This is a genomic window from Mycoplasmopsis agalactiae 14628 (assembly GCF_000266865.1).
Lineage (GTDB): Bacteria > Bacillota_I > Bacilli_A > Mycoplasmatales > Metamycoplasmataceae > Mycoplasmopsis > Mycoplasmopsis agalactiae_A.
The window spans coordinates 94,555-111,813 of record NZ_AJPR01000003.1; the positions used below are offsets into that span (position 1 = coordinate 94,555).

16 protein-coding genes, 2 tRNA genes and 1 other RNA gene are annotated in these 17,259 nt (G+C 28.9%); 17 read left to right on the forward strand and 2 right to left on the reverse strand.

Annotation, left to right across the window (positions count from 1 at the left end):
* Nucleotides 1-4: 4 nt before the first annotated feature.
* On the forward strand, nucleotides 5-712 hold the full coding sequence (locus MAGB_RS00445) for an MjaI family restriction endonuclease (protein WP_004023866.1): 708 nt from the start codon (nucleotides 5-7) through the stop codon (nucleotides 710-712).
* A 7-nt stretch (nucleotides 713-719) separates the two neighbouring features.
* Here MAGB_RS00445 and MAGB_RS00450 read toward each other — a convergent pair whose 3' ends face one another.
* Nucleotides 720-1,778: a DNA-methyltransferase gene (locus tag MAGB_RS00450; RefSeq protein WP_004023867.1), complete on the reverse strand. Its 1,059-nt coding sequence runs from the start codon at nucleotides 1,776-1,778 to the stop codon at nucleotides 720-722.
* A gap of 192 nt (nucleotides 1,779-1,970) precedes the next feature.
* On the opposite strand from MAGB_RS00450, the gene MAGB_RS04420 reads away from it, so the two are divergent.
* The 15 genes from MAGB_RS04420 to MAGB_RS00515 all read left to right on the forward strand — a co-directional run bounded on the left by MAGB_RS04420 (nucleotide 1,971) and on the right by MAGB_RS00515 (nucleotide 14,635).
* A complete protein-coding gene (locus MAGB_RS04420) occupies nucleotides 1,971-2,423 on the forward strand; it encodes a hypothetical protein (RefSeq protein ID WP_268869542.1) in 453 nt (150 codons plus the stop codon).
* Between the two features lie 12 nt (nucleotides 2,424-2,435).
* Nucleotides 2,436-2,924 (forward strand): DNA polymerase III subunit delta, encoded by a 489-nt coding sequence (gene holA, locus MAGB_RS04425; protein WP_420329211.1) that lies wholly within the window; start codon nucleotides 2,436-2,438, stop codon nucleotides 2,922-2,924.
* A 21-nt stretch (nucleotides 2,925-2,945) separates the two neighbouring features.
* An RNA gene (gene rnpB, locus MAGB_RS04130) (RNase P RNA component class B) lies at nucleotides 2,946-3,228 on the forward strand.
* Nucleotides 3,229-3,443: 215 nt separating this feature from the next.
* Nucleotides 3,444-3,878: a 50S ribosomal protein L13 gene (gene rplM, locus MAGB_RS00460; RefSeq protein ID WP_004023868.1), complete on the forward strand. Its 435-nt coding sequence runs from the start codon at nucleotides 3,444-3,446 to the stop codon at nucleotides 3,876-3,878.
* Nucleotide 3,879: 1 nt separating this feature from the next.
* On the forward strand, nucleotides 3,880-4,287 hold the full coding sequence (gene rpsI, locus MAGB_RS00465; protein WP_004023869.1) for a 30S ribosomal protein S9: 408 nt from the start codon (nucleotides 3,880-3,882) through the stop codon (nucleotides 4,285-4,287).
* A gap of 62 nt (nucleotides 4,288-4,349) precedes the next feature.
* Nucleotides 4,350-4,426 (forward strand) — tRNA-Ile (locus MAGB_RS00470).
* An 84-nt stretch (nucleotides 4,427-4,510) separates the two neighbouring features.
* The gene (locus tag MAGB_RS04135; protein WP_235750715.1) at nucleotides 4,511-4,861 is read left to right on the forward strand and encodes a hypothetical protein; all 351 of its coding nucleotides are present in this window, start codon (nucleotides 4,511-4,513) and stop codon (nucleotides 4,859-4,861) included.
* Nucleotides 4,845-5,732, forward strand: a complete 888-nt coding sequence (locus MAGB_RS00480; RefSeq protein ID WP_004023871.1) for a UTP--glucose-1-phosphate uridylyltransferase — start codon at nucleotides 4,845-4,847, stop codon at nucleotides 5,730-5,732. The genes MAGB_RS04135 and MAGB_RS00480 overlap by 17 nt, the downstream gene beginning before the upstream one ends.
* A 187-nt stretch (nucleotides 5,733-5,919) precedes the next feature.
* Nucleotides 5,920-6,012: transfer RNA gene (locus MAGB_RS00485), tRNA-Ser, on the forward strand.
* A 105-nt stretch (nucleotides 6,013-6,117) separates the two neighbouring features.
* Nucleotides 6,118-8,856: a cation-translocating P-type ATPase gene (locus MAGB_RS00490; protein WP_004023872.1), complete on the forward strand. Its 2,739-nt coding sequence runs from the start codon at nucleotides 6,118-6,120 to the stop codon at nucleotides 8,854-8,856.
* A gap of 246 nt (nucleotides 8,857-9,102) precedes the next feature.
* Complete coding sequence (locus MAGB_RS00495) at nucleotides 9,103-10,968, forward strand: ABC transporter permease (protein ID WP_004023873.1); 1,866 nt, start codon at nucleotides 9,103-9,105, stop codon at nucleotides 10,966-10,968.
* A gap of 2 nt (nucleotides 10,969-10,970) precedes the next feature.
* Entirely contained in the window at nucleotides 10,971-11,675 is a 705-nt protein-coding gene (locus MAGB_RS00500; RefSeq protein WP_004023874.1) for an ABC transporter ATP-binding protein, read from the forward strand.
* 75 nt (nucleotides 11,676-11,750) lie between these two features.
* Nucleotides 11,751-12,887, forward strand: a complete 1,137-nt coding sequence (locus MAGB_RS00505; RefSeq protein WP_004023875.1) for an aromatic motif membrane protein — start codon at nucleotides 11,751-11,753, stop codon at nucleotides 12,885-12,887.
* Nucleotides 12,877-13,767 carry an aromatic motif membrane protein gene (locus MAGB_RS00510; RefSeq protein WP_004023876.1) on the forward strand — a complete coding sequence of 297 codons (891 nt, stop codon included), beginning with the start codon at nucleotides 12,877-12,879 and terminating at the stop codon, nucleotides 13,765-13,767. Before MAGB_RS00505 ends, MAGB_RS00510 begins: the two co-directional genes overlap by 11 nt.
* The gene (locus MAGB_RS00515) at nucleotides 13,757-14,635 is read left to right on the forward strand and encodes an aromatic motif membrane protein (RefSeq protein WP_235750716.1); all 879 of its coding nucleotides are present in this window, start codon (nucleotides 13,757-13,759) and stop codon (nucleotides 14,633-14,635) included. The genes MAGB_RS00510 and MAGB_RS00515 overlap by 11 nt, the downstream gene beginning before the upstream one ends.
* 31 nt (nucleotides 14,636-14,666) lie before the next feature.
* Here the strand turns inward: MAGB_RS00515 and MAGB_RS00520 are convergent, their stop codons facing one another.
* Complete coding sequence (locus tag MAGB_RS00520; protein WP_004023878.1) at nucleotides 14,667-16,238, reverse strand: phospho-sugar mutase; 1,572 nt, start codon at nucleotides 16,236-16,238, stop codon at nucleotides 14,667-14,669.
* 44 nt (nucleotides 16,239-16,282) lie between these two features.
* Between MAGB_RS00520 and MAGB_RS00525 the strand changes: the two genes are divergently transcribed.
* Nucleotides 16,283-17,242, forward strand: coding sequence for an ECF transporter S component (locus MAGB_RS00525; protein WP_004023879.1), 960 nt, complete (start codon nucleotides 16,283-16,285; stop codon nucleotides 17,240-17,242).
* Nucleotides 17,243-17,259: the final 17 nt, after the last annotated feature.

Genomic DNA, 17,259 nt, shown 5'->3' on the forward strand with positions numbered 1-17,259 from the left:
AAATATGAAAACAAAACAAAATGATGATTTTAGATATGAAGCAATAATTCAAAATAGTGAATTACTTGAAAAGATTAATTTCCCTAAATATTTTAGTCCAATTGTGAATCTTGCAAATCAATTTACTAAAGCCACTAGTCCTAAAAATGTTGGGCAATTGTCTGAATTATTCAAGCAATATGAAAGTTACATAAAAAGTCAAAATTCTGATCTTATTCCATCTGTTAAAGACTGAGAAGAGTATTATGAAACTGCTGTTATTGAATATGGATTTAGTAAAGATGAAGCAGTAGACAATGCCGTAAACAAAATTTTTGATATGTTAAAGAATTTTCAAAATATGCTAAATTCATATGATGAACAGAGTCTTAAAAATGACGTAGGAGTTTGAGTCAAAAAGTTAATGTTTGAAAAGACTTTTACTGGACTTAGCGTTCAAAAATTAATTGTTGAGCATATAATAAAACTTACTGGTTGCAACTATAATTGAAGATTATCGACAGCATCGGAAGAATCATTAAATATTGATGCTTTTATTAATGGTAAACCAATACAAATTAAGCCTGTATCATATGAACATAAGAAAATTACAAAGGCAATTGAAAATATTCAAATACCAATTATTGAATACAATCTGAACAAGAATGACAGAAACATAAAAATCATCGTTTCAGACATAAAAGAATTAAAAGACTATTTAAAAAGCAAGTAATGCACAATTACTCGCTTTGCAATGTTTTGTATATAACTTCAAATGTTTTATCATCAATTTTATTAATAGAACTAATCTTATTAAAAATTATAAATTTCTCCTGGCTAGTCATAACTTCAGTACCTAAAGTGCTGTTATAATGTTTTAAAAGTTTACCTTCATTTACTCTTTTTTTAACAAACTCAGTATGAGATGAAATTCTTTTACTGATTTTGTCATTAAAATTATCAACTAATCTATCATCATTTTTTACTAAATATTCTTTAAAGTGGTTGCATAATGATTTGTCGATCTCAATCCCAATTGAATTACGCTGTAATAACATAGAAGCCAATGTAGTTGTTCCAGTGCCTAAAAATGGGTCAAAAACTATATCATTTTTTACACTGAACATACTAATAAGCCTATAAGGAAGCTCTATTGGATAAGCGGCAGTTCTATCTCTGGAATTTTTTATATCATTTTTTTGCTTTATTCCTTTAAAGTCTCATAAGTCACTAAATCAAACATTTCTTTCTTCTCAGAAAAATGCACTTTCGTTTCTTAATGACTTATCTCTAGCATTTTTAAACTCTCTTTTTGTTATACCTTTACGGAAAATTAAGATTCATTCATGCTCTAAAGTCGCATATGCACCAACAGGAAGCATACCTGAACCCATAAATTTATTAGGTGCATTGGTTTGTTTGCGTCAAATTATGCTAGGTAGCTGTAAATATCCCTTCTTTATAAAAAAATTAATAACTTGTCCAGAATTACTAAATAATCTAAAATTTCCACCTAAATTTCTAGTTGCATCACCAATATTAATGCAAACAATCCCACCAGGTTTTATACTTTTGTCAACTTTTTCTCAAACATTATTCAAAAATTGGGTTGCTTTTAAAAATGCACTATTTACGTCTGCTTCGGTTTTTATTTCATTTTCATTAATTTCAAAAATTTCATCCCACATTTTGATCATAGGATAAGGTGGCGATGTGATAACTAAGTCAACACTTTCATCATCAATGTGACTATTCATTTTTAGTGCGTCAATATTCAATATTGTATGTTTAGTGAGCATTTTCCCTCCATTTTTTGGATAACTAATATGTTTTTTTAATGCTGAAAAGTGGTGTTTACCTAAAGCGCATTAAAGTTATACTAATTATATTTGATAATGTATAACCGCTAGTTTTTTTTAGAAAATCAACAGAATAAAATGCCATTTGAAAACCAATGCATATTTTAAAATATAATAATAACTATAATATTTATTTATGGGCCTGAAAAATTTTTAATTGAGCAAGAAGTACAAAAAATTAGGAAAGAACACAGTGATAAAGTTTTGGAAATATTCCGTTTTGATGATCAAGCTTCAATAAATGATTTAATATCTTCTGCTATTTCAAATAGCTTATTTACAGGTCCAAAACTATTTCTAATTTATGGTTTGCCGTTTTTTGACAAAAGTATTCTAAAAGATGATTTAAAAAATGCTGATGACTTAATTAATGCACTAAACGTGAATAATCAAAACATTTTTGTGTTCATAAATGAAAACATAATTTCAAAAGATAGGATTGCAGTTAATCTGTTAACTAAATTTATTTTCGAAAATAGTAACCATAAAGTAACTATGATTGAAGCAAAAGAAATTAATGAAAGGAAATTATTTTCTCTTGCAAAATCACTAGCTAATAAACATAAACTACATATTGATGATTAAGCTATTAAATTATTAATAAATAAAATTAATAATGATACTTTAATGCTTGGTGCTGAAATTGCAAAGCTTTCAAATTTAGAAAAACACATTAGTGCTGAAGTTATTGAAAATAGCACAGTCACAACGCTAGGTGAAGATGTCTTTGCTTTTAGTAATGCTTTAGAAACTAATAACTTAGGTATTATTTGGTCAAAATATAAAGAAAAAATGCTTGAAGGTATAGAAATAAGTGTGCTAATAGGTCAAATTAGCCAGATTTTTATAATTGCTCATCAAATGTATGCTTACAAAGTGTGTCATTTGAATATCGACCAATTAAGTAGAGACTTAAAATTAAATAGTTATAGGATCAAAAAAATAAGTTACTTTTTAAGCAAAATCGGTATAAATAAAATTAAAAAAATGATCTTGTCGCCTTCGAAATTAGATAAAGATGTTAAAAATGGCTTAATCAGTGAAAAGGTTGGCTTTGAAAGATTTTTGATAACTTTTTTTAATTAAATATCTAGAGTATAATTAAATGACATCGGCTAACAGCTGCTAATTACTTTAGTAGAGGAAAGTCCACGCTAGCACAGTCTGCGATGATTGTAGTGTTCATGCTGATTCTAATAAAATCAGGCTTAGACGACTAGTGCCACAGAGACGAGAATAGTGAAACGGGTAAACTCCATGAGCTAGAAACCCAAATTTTGGTAGGGGAACTTTCTGATGATAAATGAATCTAGGAAAGAATCAAGATTATCTTGGTTAGATAAATTGTTAGCGCCATATTAACATATGGAACAGAACGTGGCTTATAGATGTAGAACTCTTACATTTGTAAGAGTTTTTTATATTTTTTACTAACTTTTTTTGTATAATAACTTAACTCATTAATTGGGGCATTTTTTATTTAAACAATACATATAAATCGCATTAACAAAAATTAGAAAATTACTTTTTAAAAATATTATTTACTATATAATAAAAAGGCTATTTACTAATTGCAATAGTTAACATACAGAAAAGGAGATGCACATGAGACAAACTACAATTGTTAATCGTGAAAAAGCTAATAAGAAGTGATTTGTTGTTGATGCTGAAAACCAAGTAGTTGGTCGTTTAGCTGCTTTTGTGGCTTCTGTTCTTAGAGGCAAAACAAAACCTACATTCACTCCTAATGCTGATATGGGCGATTATGTAATCATTATTAATGCTGAAAAAGCTATTTTTACAGCTAAAAAAGAAGAAGACAAGGTTTACTACCACCACTCAGGTTACCCAGGTGGACTTAAAAGCATTACTGCTGCTAAATTAAGAGCTAAAAAACCTACTGCAATCGTTGAAAAAGCAATCTACGGGATGCTTCCACATACCAAATTAGGAAACAAACAAAGAAGAAATCTTTTTGTTGTAGCTGGTCCTGAACACAAATATGCTGCACAAAAGCCAGAAAGACTAGAGGTAAGATAATATGGCAAATGCTAAATCATCAATGGTTGAATACAGAGGCTTAGGCCGTCGTAAGTCATCAACTGCTAGAGTTATTCTTAGACCTGGTTCTGGTAAATTCATAATTAATAATCGTGAAGCAAAGAATTACTTACTTTCTGACTTACACATTCAAGATGCTGAACAACCTTTAGTATTAACAGAAACAAAAGGTCAATTTGATATCTTAGTTAATGTTCGTGGTGGTGGACTTAAGGGACAAGCTGGTGCTATTAGATTAGGTATTGCTAGAGCTTTATTATTAGCAAGTGATACATATAGAGCAAAACTTAAACCAGCTGGTATGCTAACCCGTGATGCGCGTAGTGTAGAACGTAAAAAACCTGGTCTTAACAAAGCACGTCGTGCTCGTCAATTCTCAAAACGTTAACTTTTTGCAAAAATATCATTAACTTTATTCAATTCGCCATTATAATATTATGGCGAGATTATGCGAGCGTAGCTCAGCTGGTTAGAGCACACGACTGATAATCGTGAGGTCGATGGTTCAAGTCCATTCGTTCGCACCATTTCATTTAAGTGACCAAAATGGCTTTGCCATTTTTTTATTTGCTTACTTATTTATTTACTTGAAAATGATAATATTTATAAATATGGATACCAATGTAAAACTAATCAATAATATATTTTCTAACAATTTAATTAAGCCAATTTTGGGATGTGAAAAATTTTATGATATTGCTCAATTAGGCAATTGTAAGATTGAATTAATATATTCAAATTCTGCTTCAACTGACTGACTTATTAATGCACAAACTGATGAGTTAGGAATTTTAATTCAAGGCTCTGCTTCATTGCTTGATGATAGTCACAAAAAAATAAATATGCAAGCCGGAGACTGTCTTTTTATTAAAAAGAACAGCAAGCATAAAATTCTTTCAACTTCTGGTGATGCTATTTGAATTTCAATACACTCTAAGGAGCAAAATGAACAAAAAAGTTAGAAAACTAATTATTCCTGCAGCAGGCTGAGGAACTAGATTTTTGCCAATGACAAAAGTTGTTCACAAGGAGCTTTTGCCAATTTTAGACACTCCTTTAATTAGTCTTCTTGTTGATGAAGCTATTGCATCGGGAATTGAGGAAATAATTTTAATAATCAGCGAAAGAAAAAAAGACATAGCTAAATACTTTGAAGTTAACAGTGATTTAGAGAACGAATTAACATCAAGAAATAAACTGTCTTTATTAAAAAAAGTGCAAGGCACCAATAAAAATAATTTAATTAAAATTGTTATCCAAGAGTCTCAAAATGGCTTAGGACATGCTTTAGCTTGTGCTAAAGAAGAAATTAAAGATGAGCCTTTTGCAATTATATTAGGCGATGATTTAATAAAATCAAAAACTCCTGCAATTAAGCAGTTGATCAAATTTTACTATAAAACAGGCTCAAACATTCTAGGAGTTCAGTCTGTAAGCGACAGTGACGTATCAAAATATGGCATTGTTGCTCCTTTAAATGAATCTGAAAAAGATAATAAATTTTTCAAAATTAAGGGTGCAGTAGAAAAACCAAAATTAAGCGATGCTCCAAGCCACAAAGCAATTTTAGGCAGGTATGTTTTTAATAGTGAAATACTAGACATATTAAGCAAAATTGAATATGATGGCATCAATGAAATACAAGTTGTTGACGCTTTTGAAAGTCTTCAAAAAGATTATAATCAAGATATTTATGCTTTTGAATTTGAAGGCACAAGATATGATTTAGGTTCAGTCAAGGGTTTTGTCCAAGCAAATATTGATTATGCTTTAGATAACAATGAGCTTAAAGATGAAGTAGCTGTTTATATATCTAAAAAAGTAGAAAAATAACCTATACTCCTATAAAACAGCAATGTATGGCATATAATGTTTAATACAAAGCAAAAACATACTGAAGTTATAAACTTCAGCATTTTTATTTTGAAAAGTATTTATAGCTCTTAATAAAATACTAAAAAGGCTATATAATTTTTTTTGATATTAAATAATTTTGCTATAATAAAAAAGCCAATTGCGTGGGGAAGTACTCAAGTTGGTGAAGAGGACGCATTGCTAACGCGTTAGGGGTGATAAAACACCCGCGGAGGTTCGAACCCTCTCTTCCCCGCCATTTTTTTTATTTTATTTTTATAAAAATCAAAAGTTATGGACAGTATATTAGTTATATTTTTTGCATTTAATGTATTATTTTAATACTAAATATGAGGTACTCAATATGAAATGAGATGAAGCACAAAAATATAATGGGCTTAGTGATGAACAGGCAGCCTTAAGTTTACAAAAACATGGCGAAAATGTTTTGAAAAAAAGCAAAAAAATTAACCCTATAGTTGCTTATTTTAAGCAATTTATTGACCCGATGGTTATTTTGCTAATAATAGCAGCAGTAATAAGTGTTAGCTTAGCAATTTATGAGCACTTGAAAGGAAATAGACCAAGCACACAAGTAATAATTGGTTATGTTGAACCAGCCATTATTATGCTTGTAATACTATTAAACAGTGCTATTGGCGCATATCAAGAAGTAAAGAGTGACCAAGCTGTACGAGCACTAGAAAGCAAAACTATATCTAATTCTACTGTTGTAAGAAACAATGAAGTAATAAGCATTCCTGCTAATGAATTGGTTGTTGGTGATTTAGTGCTTTTATCTGCTGGTGATACTATAAATGCTGATGGCAGGCTAGTTAACTCATCTAATTTTTATGCAATAGAAAGTAGCTTAACAGGTGAGAGTGAAGCTGTATTAAAATGTGCAAATTGAGATGCAACTGATGACAAAACTTTAGCTGAAAATAAGCATTTAGTTTACTCAGGCACATTTGTTTCAAATGGTAAGGCTTCTTATATTGTTGAAAATGTAGGAGTCAAAACCCAAATAGGGCAAATAAATACAAGTTTGCAAAACCAAAAGAAAAACTTAACACCTTTACAAACTAAATTAAATAAACTAAGTAAATGATTTGGTTATTCAGGAATAATCTTACTTTTTGTAAGTATGCTATTACAAATAATTTTAAATAATGCCTATAGTGGAGTATGAAACAAGCCTGATGTTTATACTAATTCATTAATTACTGGTATATCTTTAGCTGTTGCTGCAATACCAGAAGGATTAATTGCTTTTACAACAGTTATTTTATCAATTGGAGTTTCAAAAATAAGCAAAGAAAAAGGTTTAGTTAAAAATCTTTTGGCAGTTGAAACATTAGGTTCAGCAAACATAATTTGTACTGACAAAACAGGAACATTGACCGAAAATAAAATGACTGTTGTTGACCTATATCTCAATAAAAAAGGCTTTTTGGACAATTTAGAAACAAGTGGCAGTGATTTTAATGAGCTACTTAACTCACTTTGTTTTTGTAATGATGCATACTTAAATATTGACAATGAAGAAATAAAAGAAATTGGCGATCCAACTGAGACTGGACTTCTGCTTTATGCACTAAAGCACAGTGTCACAAAGCAAGAATTACTTAAAAATAATAATATTATTAGCACACTGCCATTTGATAGTGACAGAAAAATGATGTCTGTCTTAGTAAAAGATAAAAACAGAAATAAAATTATGATAACTAAGGGCGCTCCGGATGTTGTTATTAGTAAATGCAATAACATAAATAAAGATGAAATTATGAAAATTAACAACGATTGAGCCGCTAAGTCATATAGAGTTTTAGCTTTTGCTAAAAAGAATATTAATGATGATACTATTAACTTCGAAGATGAAGATGACTTAACATTTATCGGCTTAGTTGCAATGATTGACCCGCCACGGGCTAATGTAGCTAAAAGTGTTTTAGAAGCACAAAATGCAGGAATAAAAGTTGTAATGATTACAGGCGATAACTTAATAACTGCCAAATCAATTGCAACAACCCTAGGCATATACAACCCTAATGGTGATGATATCTGTTTAGATGGTTCAGAATTAAAAGACTGAGATGATGATAAATTAAGAAATAATATCCAAAAAATAGCTGTTTATTCAAGAGTAAATCCTAGTGATAAACTAAGAATTGTTAAAGCTTGACAATCATATGACAAGGTTGTTGCTATGACTGGTGATGGAGTTAATGATGCTCCTGCACTTAAAGCAAGTGATATTGGCTGTGCAATGGGAATAACTGGCACAGATGTAGCAAAACAGTCAGCTGATTTTATCTTAACTGATGATAACTTTAACACTATAGTTAGATCAGTTAAAAATGGTAGACAAATTTATGACAAAGTCAAAACAGTAATTATGAACCTACTGATTTCTTCAGTTACTGAAGTAATTGTAATGTTAATTGGATTAATAGCTTTTTACTATGCTTTTAGAAACTACTTTTCAGATAATGAATTTTATGTTTTTAGTGCATCCCAACTACTTTGAATTAATCTTTTAACTCATGGACTCCCTGCTATTGCACTTGGTTTAATTGATTCAGAAATTGATGTAATGAACAGATCACCATTTAGCAAAAATGAAAGTATTTTTGCTCGTGGTATGGGCATTAATTTACTATGACAGTCGCTAGTTATAAGTTTAATGTCACTTTTATCATATACTGCTGGTGCTTTGTATACTATTCACTTTCATAGTAATCTTATCAATAATGGCCTTAACTTACTAGCTATTGCTTCAACCTGTGCCTTTGTGACAATGGGTGTGGCAACTTCAATTAATGCAATAAATTTAATTAATGACAACAGCATTTTCAAAACAAGCGTAAAGAAATACTGACAGGTTTATGCAGCAATATCATTTAGCTCATTATCAGTTATTTTAGTAGCTTTTGTACCAGAATTAGCTAAAGTATTTAGAATGTATGAAAACCTTTTAACTTTTGATAATGGAATATTATTAGCATGATCGTTGCCCTTAGCTTTTGTTAATACTATATGTTTTGAGCTTAAAAAACTTATTTTAAAAACTAAACATAGGCCAAAATTTGCTTTTGCATAAAGTCCATAAACTACTATAAATTAATGAAATAAGTCTTATTTCATTTTTTTATTGCCTTCTTTCAAAATTAAATTATTTATAAAGGCATAATTTGTAATAAAATATTATTAGAAATTATTAATAGTTATTATTAACTAATAATTTTTATTCATATAGGCAATTCACATAAATAATAAAATCAATTAAAAAACAAGTTATGAATTTATTTTATAACTATGTTTAATTTATTAAACATAAGGAGAAATGATGAGCACATCTGCTTTTAAATACTCCAGGTTTGCTTTTAACATTGTCTTTAGAAAAATTAGCACATTCATTTTGCCTATACTAGTTTTGGTGTTCTCACTAATTATTGGCTTAGTCTATAAATTCGTAGTTAGTGAAAACTACCATTTACTTTCGGCCTATATATTTATTTTTATAAGTGCATCAGCAACAGTTATTTTTTCATCTATTAAAGCATTAAATATTTTTAAAGACTTTGATAGTGAAGGACTAGAAATAATCACTTTATCTAAGCCTATTTCTAGAAATAACCTAATTTTAGGTAAACTGCTAGCATTAATTTATTTTGGTCTTATATGATCATTAATAATGTTAGTGGCCGCGCTATTTGGCCTTTATGCAATTTATGAAATTAAAGAGTTCTTTTTGGCTTCATTATTATTTTTCTTTGTTAGCTTAATGACATATTTACTTTTTGGCCTATTTACAGCCTTGATTTGCTATAAATTAAGCCAAAAAATTGCAATGACAATTCCTATTGCACTCTTTATTCCATTAGCACTAGGTGGTTCATTAATTTCAGCTAACTCAGCTTCAAATATTAATAATGCAGCTCATTTTATTAATAGACCATATCAATATCACGCTTCAGGCAACGAAGCAAATATAGAACCTTTTTATTTAAACAATAAAAAGGATGAACTTTTGCTTATTTCAAATGGCGCTGATAATAAAGGTTTTTCGGAAGAGCAAATTAAGTATTTGCAAGAAGTTATGAATCTTTCTAATAAATCTAGTACCGAATGACAAGCATACTCATGGCTTTCAGTACCATATCAATTAATTGATATCTTTAACTTCAAAAACAAAAATGTTTTTGAATCAGCATCAGTTAAAAAGTTTTCTAACTTAGATAATTATGTGTATTACAATGAACTTGATGATGTCACATATAACTATAAATTAGACACAAACGTCAATTTAAAGAAATATATTACTTCAGACAAAAATAATGCACCTAAATATATTGTTCCTGGCGTGCTAAAGTCTAATAATAGTTTAAAAGATGCATATGGCAGCAATATTGAAGTTGTTAACCATGACATTCTTTATGCTCGTGTTGGTTCTGATAACCCAAATATTGAATTTTTTGAAGATGATGCTAATTTCAGTGATGAAGGAAGCAATTTAGTTGGCAGAATTAAGTGAAAATATGTCTATGAAGCTCTTAGAGACGAAAGATTTAACTTAATAGCTAAAAACTTCGTTGAAAAATTCAATGAAAAAATTGCTCAAAATGACAATTTAGTTGAAATAAATAAATTATTGATGTCTGAAATTAGCAAATACATCAATAATGATGATATTGATAATGCCAGTGAAATTAATAAATACAATAATGCCAATGTAACAATTTTTGATGAAAATGCATTGAAACAAAATAAAATAAAATCTATTTTTGAAAAAAGAATTTACTTCACAGTAGCCCTTTTAAATTACATATATTTTAATTATCCGGAAACCAAAATATATGAAGCAATGCTAAAAAACCCTGATACTAAAGAATCTTTTGGAGACTTTCAATACACAATTAATATTCTCGGACAAGACTATAAAATAGGCGGATTCAAAAGATTTGTCAAAACAGTTGTCCCAGTTGGTAAAAAGGGGGCAAATGGTGGCATTGAGAATGCCAAAATAAAAATAAGATATGAACTAGACCCTAGTGAAAATAATTACCTTTTCCAATCAGCTGACCAAGTTTTTGCAATAAACAGAAGTAGCCAAATTGTTAATAAAAATGCCTACATTCCAATTTGAATTATTTTAAATGGAGTTTTATTTGCTTCAGTATTTGCCTTGTATAGAAAGAAGGAGTACAAATAATTATGGATAAAGTTTTAGAAGTAATTGATTTGACTAAAATCTTTAGCAAAACTAAAAGAGGCATTAAAAACGTTAATATAACTATTAACTCAGGCGACTTTCATGCATTTATTGGCGAAAATGGTGCTGGTAAAACAACCACAATTAAATCAATAATTGGAGCATATCCAAATTATTCAGGTCAAATATTAATTTATGGCAAAAACATAAAAGATGCCAGCGTTAAGTCAATTATTGGCTATGTGCCTGAAAATGCAATTTTTCCAAAAGAATTAAGCGTTTATCAATATTTATATAACTTTTCTATTTTGTCGAATATACCTAAAAAACAGGCAGATTTAAAAATTAAGAAGTTTTTAAAATTATTTAACATTGAAGATCTTGAAAACGATAAACCTTACAACTTTTCATCAGGCCAAAAGAAGAAAGTATTACTTATTCAAGCATTATTGCATGATCCTAAATTACTAATTTTGGATGAACCAGCTGCTAACTTAGACCCTACTGCTAGATACGAACTTTTTTCATTATTAAAAAACTTAAATGAAAATGATGGCATAGCAATTTTAATTAGCTCGCACGTTTTATCTGAAATTGATAAATATGTGAATTCAGTAACTCTTATACACAATGGGAACATAATCTATTCTGGGGCTAAAAAAGGCCATTTGGAGACATTGTTTTATGAAAAAGTTATTAACGCTTAGTTCAATATTTCCAATTATGCATTTTGTGCCTGTTTTATAGTGCTAGACGTAAATTGAATAATGTAAAGGATTAGTATGAAAAAATCTAAATTTATGTTGCTTGCTGCTATTGCTTTCATACCACCTATACCTCTTATAATTGCTGCAAGCAATCATAATAAAAATACTAATAGCACTGATAATAACAATAATTTAGCACCCAAAATAGACAAATTGTATAAAAATCCTATTGTGAATGGAATGCTTAATCTTTATACTAACAATAATGATGATTTACGTAAAAATTATGTCTCTTTTCAAGAAAACAGATCTAATGCACTTTTCAAAGAACTAGAGTATTCATTTACCTATTACCCAATTTTTATTTCAAATAAAGCTTCTGATGGAAGTAGTCATTATTCAAGAATTATAAATAAAGCTAAAGATGCAATACAAAAGCATTTGTCGCAGGATTGATATTGAGTTTTAAATAATCTTGATCATTTTTGATTTATTTTTTCTCCATATAATGATTTGTATAGAAAATTTGAAGGAGAAAAAAAACTTTTTGAAAAAGTTCATAATGAGCTTGGTTCATGAACAACTAATATCAAAAATAAAAAACCAGAAGCAATTTTTAAATATAAGTTTCCTGATGCTTCATCAATTATTAAAAAATGAGTAGATAAAAATAAGGATAAGTACAAAAATATTGATCCTAAATCTTATGTGCAAAATTCAATTGGTCAAATTGAATCATGGTACTTAATTTTTGACACTAATAAAGCTATAAAAGTGTTGAAATATGTAGAAGACGGTAAGCCAAAATTGCAAATTTTGACTGACTTATTACTTTTCAAAGAATCAGCAAATCTTAAAGAGCAAATTTTGACACTTGAGAATGAAATAAATAGTAAACGCGAAAAAGATTTATTAGATGATATTGAAGAAAAAATTGGTGAAGCAGAAGATGATGCTAATGATGATAATGATGCAAATGCTGAAGCCAATGAAGAAGATGAATCTAGATCACTTCGTGCAACTGAATCGCATAGCATTGACATAAATAAGGTCTTAGCAGAATTTTTAAAATTAAAAGGTGATAAAAAATTCTTCGAATTTCATGCTAAGCATCAATATAACTCACATTTTGTTGATGCCATAAATACTATAAATAAGGATAATTTGTCAATCTATAGATTTACAATGAGGAATATTGATTATGAAAAGTAGAAAATTTGCATTAATATCTCCACTAGTAATTATGCCTGTTGCAGTATCTGCAGTTTCATGTATAAAAACTTCTAATTTGTCTACTTCATCAAATCTTTTACAACATATTCCAAAAGAATATGACATCATCCCACAAGCGCTTAGCAACAAAGAAGTAGTTACTGAAAATATAATAAAAAGCCTTCTATCCCTAACTTTCAAAGATGACATTGTTAAAAAAAATGAATATGTCAAGTCTCAAGAAGATGAGAAAAGGTTATTTAGTGAAATTAAAGAATTAAGCAAGAAAGTTCCTTATTTTGTTAGAAAAGGAAAAAATCAAAAGCCTGGCCATGATCATTTAGAAATGGTGAAAAACCACAAAGAAGTATTAAATAATTTCTATTCTAAGAATTGATTGTTTATGCTTAAAAATATTGACAAATTTGCAGTTAGACCTTTTGAAGTTTGAACTTTAGAAAAAACTGGCAATGCTGAGCATTCTACAGAATTTCTAAATAAAAGCAAAGATCAAAACCCTGGCATAGATAGTTTTTCATTTATTAACAAAAATCTTGATTCTTTAATTCAGGGTGGTGAGTCAGCTCATACTCCTGGTAAAAAAGTTATGTACATTAAAAAAGACAAACTTATTATTAGAGTTGTTATATCAAAAGATGCCCAATACCCTTTTAAAATAGACAAATTCATCCATTTTAGCTTATATTCTAGAGATAACAAAATATCTATGAATTTTATTTCAGACATAATCCACTCAGCAATATATCATAAAGACCCAAAGGGCTATGAAAGCTTTGAAGAAGATTTAGTGAAGAAAAATTATAATTATCCTTTCTTATCAACCTTGACATTAAAAGAAGGAGGAAATGATGAAAAATAAAAAATATTTTAGTTACATAATTCCTTCTTCTTTTCCACTAATTGCACTCTCATCTGTTTCATGCACTAATAAACAAAGTAATAGTGAAGCTTATTTAATAAAAAATGATAACCATAATAAAAGCTGAGATACTTTCTTAAGTTATGACTATGTCCAAGCCATTTTAAATAAAGCATATGGAAATAACAAAGAATTAAAAGATAAGTATGTTGAAGAACAAAGAAATATAAGTTTAGATTACTTGAAGGATATAAAGGCGTACTTAGGTTATAAAAACAACATTGTAAGTAGCTATGGATCGGATGATTCATATGGCGGTGGTGATGCTTATCCTATTGAAGTGTTAGATTCAAAGCTTGATGAAGCATATAAGAAGAATTGATTGTGATTCTTATACAACCTAGATAGATTTGTTTTTGTTCTATATGATGTATCTGACCAATTTAAAGCAGTGAATGAAAAAGCTAATATTGATGCTCAAAAAAGTAGTGTTGAACTTGGTGCGTTTCATATGCCAAAAACAAATGATGTTGCAAAATATGTAATTGGTAAAAAGAACCAAGAAACAAATGAAGAAAACGTCTACTTACTATTAAAAGATGGCAATATCTTGCGTATTGATTTAACAAAAGATAAAAAAGATACAACTAAGCCTGCTAGTGTCTCGGTATATACATATACATACTTTTATCCTGGGGTATTAAACAATGACACTGAGATTAAGAATTTCGATCTTAATAAGTATGTAAAGGCTGAATTAATTCATTACAATGATAACCATTCGCCTTTTAAAACACTTTTTAATGAAGAATACGGGGGAGACCCACTAAGAGCTACATTAATTGATGTAGATTTAAAGAAAAAATAAAATTAAGGCTGCCCTTAATTTTTTTATTTGCCTATAAAATAGACTTTATCGTTTCTTTAAACATGTTTAATTTTTGCTGTGCTAAGTCAATTGTTTTATCAAAAGCAAAAACATAAAACTTGATTTTGGGCTCAGTTCCTGAAGGCCTTAGTGCTAATCAAGAATTATCATTTTTAAACTTAATTTGAATCATATTTGACTGCATAAAGTCTGATTTTAAATTAAAGTCTTCAATTACTTTATTTTCGAAATTTAAATTCTTAAATTTTCCCTGTAATTGAGTTAAATCAACGCTCTTGTCAACTTCAATTTCAATGTTTTCACTTGCAACATAGCCCACTTTTTCATAAACTTCATTAAGTAAGTTGATTAAAGTTTTATTTTGTTTTTTGTAGTAAGAAGCCATTTTAGTTAGTATTGCTATTGATTGTAATGCGTCTTTATCTCTTGAGAGATCTTCATCAATTAATGACCCATAGCTTTCTTCAAAAGCAAACATAAATTTTTTTCCCACATTAGAAAGCTCATTGATTATTTTGCCTATCCATTTAAATCCAGTTGGCACAACTACTGATTTAATTCCTTCAGCAGAAGCTAATATTTCAGGAATGTTAGTTGAAACAAAAGAATAGACAATATAATTATTATTTGGCTGTTTTATAGTGCTTTTGGATAAATCAAGCAAGAATTTAAAGATAATTATGGCAGTTTCATTGCCGTTTAAAATTCTATATTCATTATCATGCCTAACTGCTAGCCCAACTCTATCACTATCAGGATCACTCATTAGTAAAATGTCTGCATCTTTTTGCTTGCCTAACTTTATTAATAATTCATATGCTGAGTGTTTTTCAGGATTAGGATATTGAACATATTTAAAATTTGCATCAACTTTCATATGTTCTTTCACATAAAAAACACTTTGTTCTATGTCAGAATATGAATCAGAAAATATTTTTTTAAATAATTTTGGGACAAATTTTGAACCTGTTCCATGTAATGGCGAGTAAACTATTTTGATATTTTCAGGATTTAAATTTATTGACTTGTCAAGATTGTTTGCTATTTTAGCAACCGAATTTAAGTATTTATCCTTAACTTTTGCTGAAATGAACTCTAAATTATTGAAATCAGCCTTTTTAACGCCTTTGGCTGTTTTATAGGGCTCTAAGTATTTTTCATAATCATCAAAATAACTTGAAACTTCTTGAATTTCTTCAGGAAGCATTTGAAAAGCTGATTCATTATAAAGCTTGATTCCGTTGTACTCTTTTGGATTGTGGCTAGCTGTTATATTAATGCCTCCATGTGCTTTATAATGCATAATTGAATAGCTAACAAAAGGTGTAGGACAAATTTCTTTAGAAAAATAAACCTTAATTCCGTATGAATCTAATATTTGTGCACTGCAAAGCGCGAAACTATATGACTTTCTTCTGTTATCTCTACCAATAACTATTCTAACTTCTTGATTAGCATACTTATTTAGTAAATATTTAGCATATCCATGCATTATTCTTTTAACATGAGCTATATTTAAATTTTCAATACCTAGGCCTATTTTTCCGCGGATGCCAGCAGTTCCAAACTCTAATTTATTCATGTTTATATTATACAAATTTAATAATGTGGTATTATAAATTTACTATGGAGGGTATATATAGTAGCAAAGAATTAAAATCTGTTGCAACAACAACGGATTGACTTATTGAAAAACCTGTTGAAAAAAAGGAAAGTAAATTTATTTCAAACATTAAGGCTCTGTTTGAAAAACCGTTTCGTTTTACGGTAATGGAGCTTGCAATCTCTGGCTTAGTTATTAGCTTATTTTTGGTAACATCATCAATTTTATATTTTGTAGGCTTAAGTAAACTTATTAAAGCTGAAATATTATTCTGTATATTGTATGGAATTATACTTGGTCCAATCAAAGGAGCTTTTTTAGGTGTAATAGCCGATGTATTATCACTGTTATTGACCGGAAGGATTGGTTTATGGTATTGGACATACCAATTAGTTCCTGCAATAATAGCTTTTTTAAGTGCTATTTATTTTGCAATGTTTAAATCATCAGTAATAGCACGTTTGATTATTCCGTTTGTAGTTATTATCTCTGCAATGGCAACAATGATTTATATTTATACTCAAAACATTGTTAAGCTTGATGACGGAAGTACTGGAATTAGTTTTGCTAATTATGAAAAGAAAATAAAAGATAAAGCAATTGAGTATCCTTATTTGTTAACTTTAATTGGTATTGTTGTTTATTTATCTCTTTCACTAGTTACTGTTGTTACATTAGTTTCGTTCTATTTCAAGAGCAAAAATCCTAAGTTTTTAGATTACCTTTTAATATTTAGCATTGTTACATTTATTCAAGTAATTTATCGTTGAATATTTGGGCCAATTCTTTATATACAATATAGAAATTACATTGATAACAAAAATTGAGGATATGCCGATAAATACGTAACATTCGCAATTCCAATTATTGTAAAATCAATGGTAAATATTCCAATTTATACATTTGTATTATCTGCAATTTATCCTGTAGTTAACTTACTTTGCGATAAATATGTAGGAGAAAGAAAACAAGTTTCATATTAGTTTTTTGAAAGAGTTAG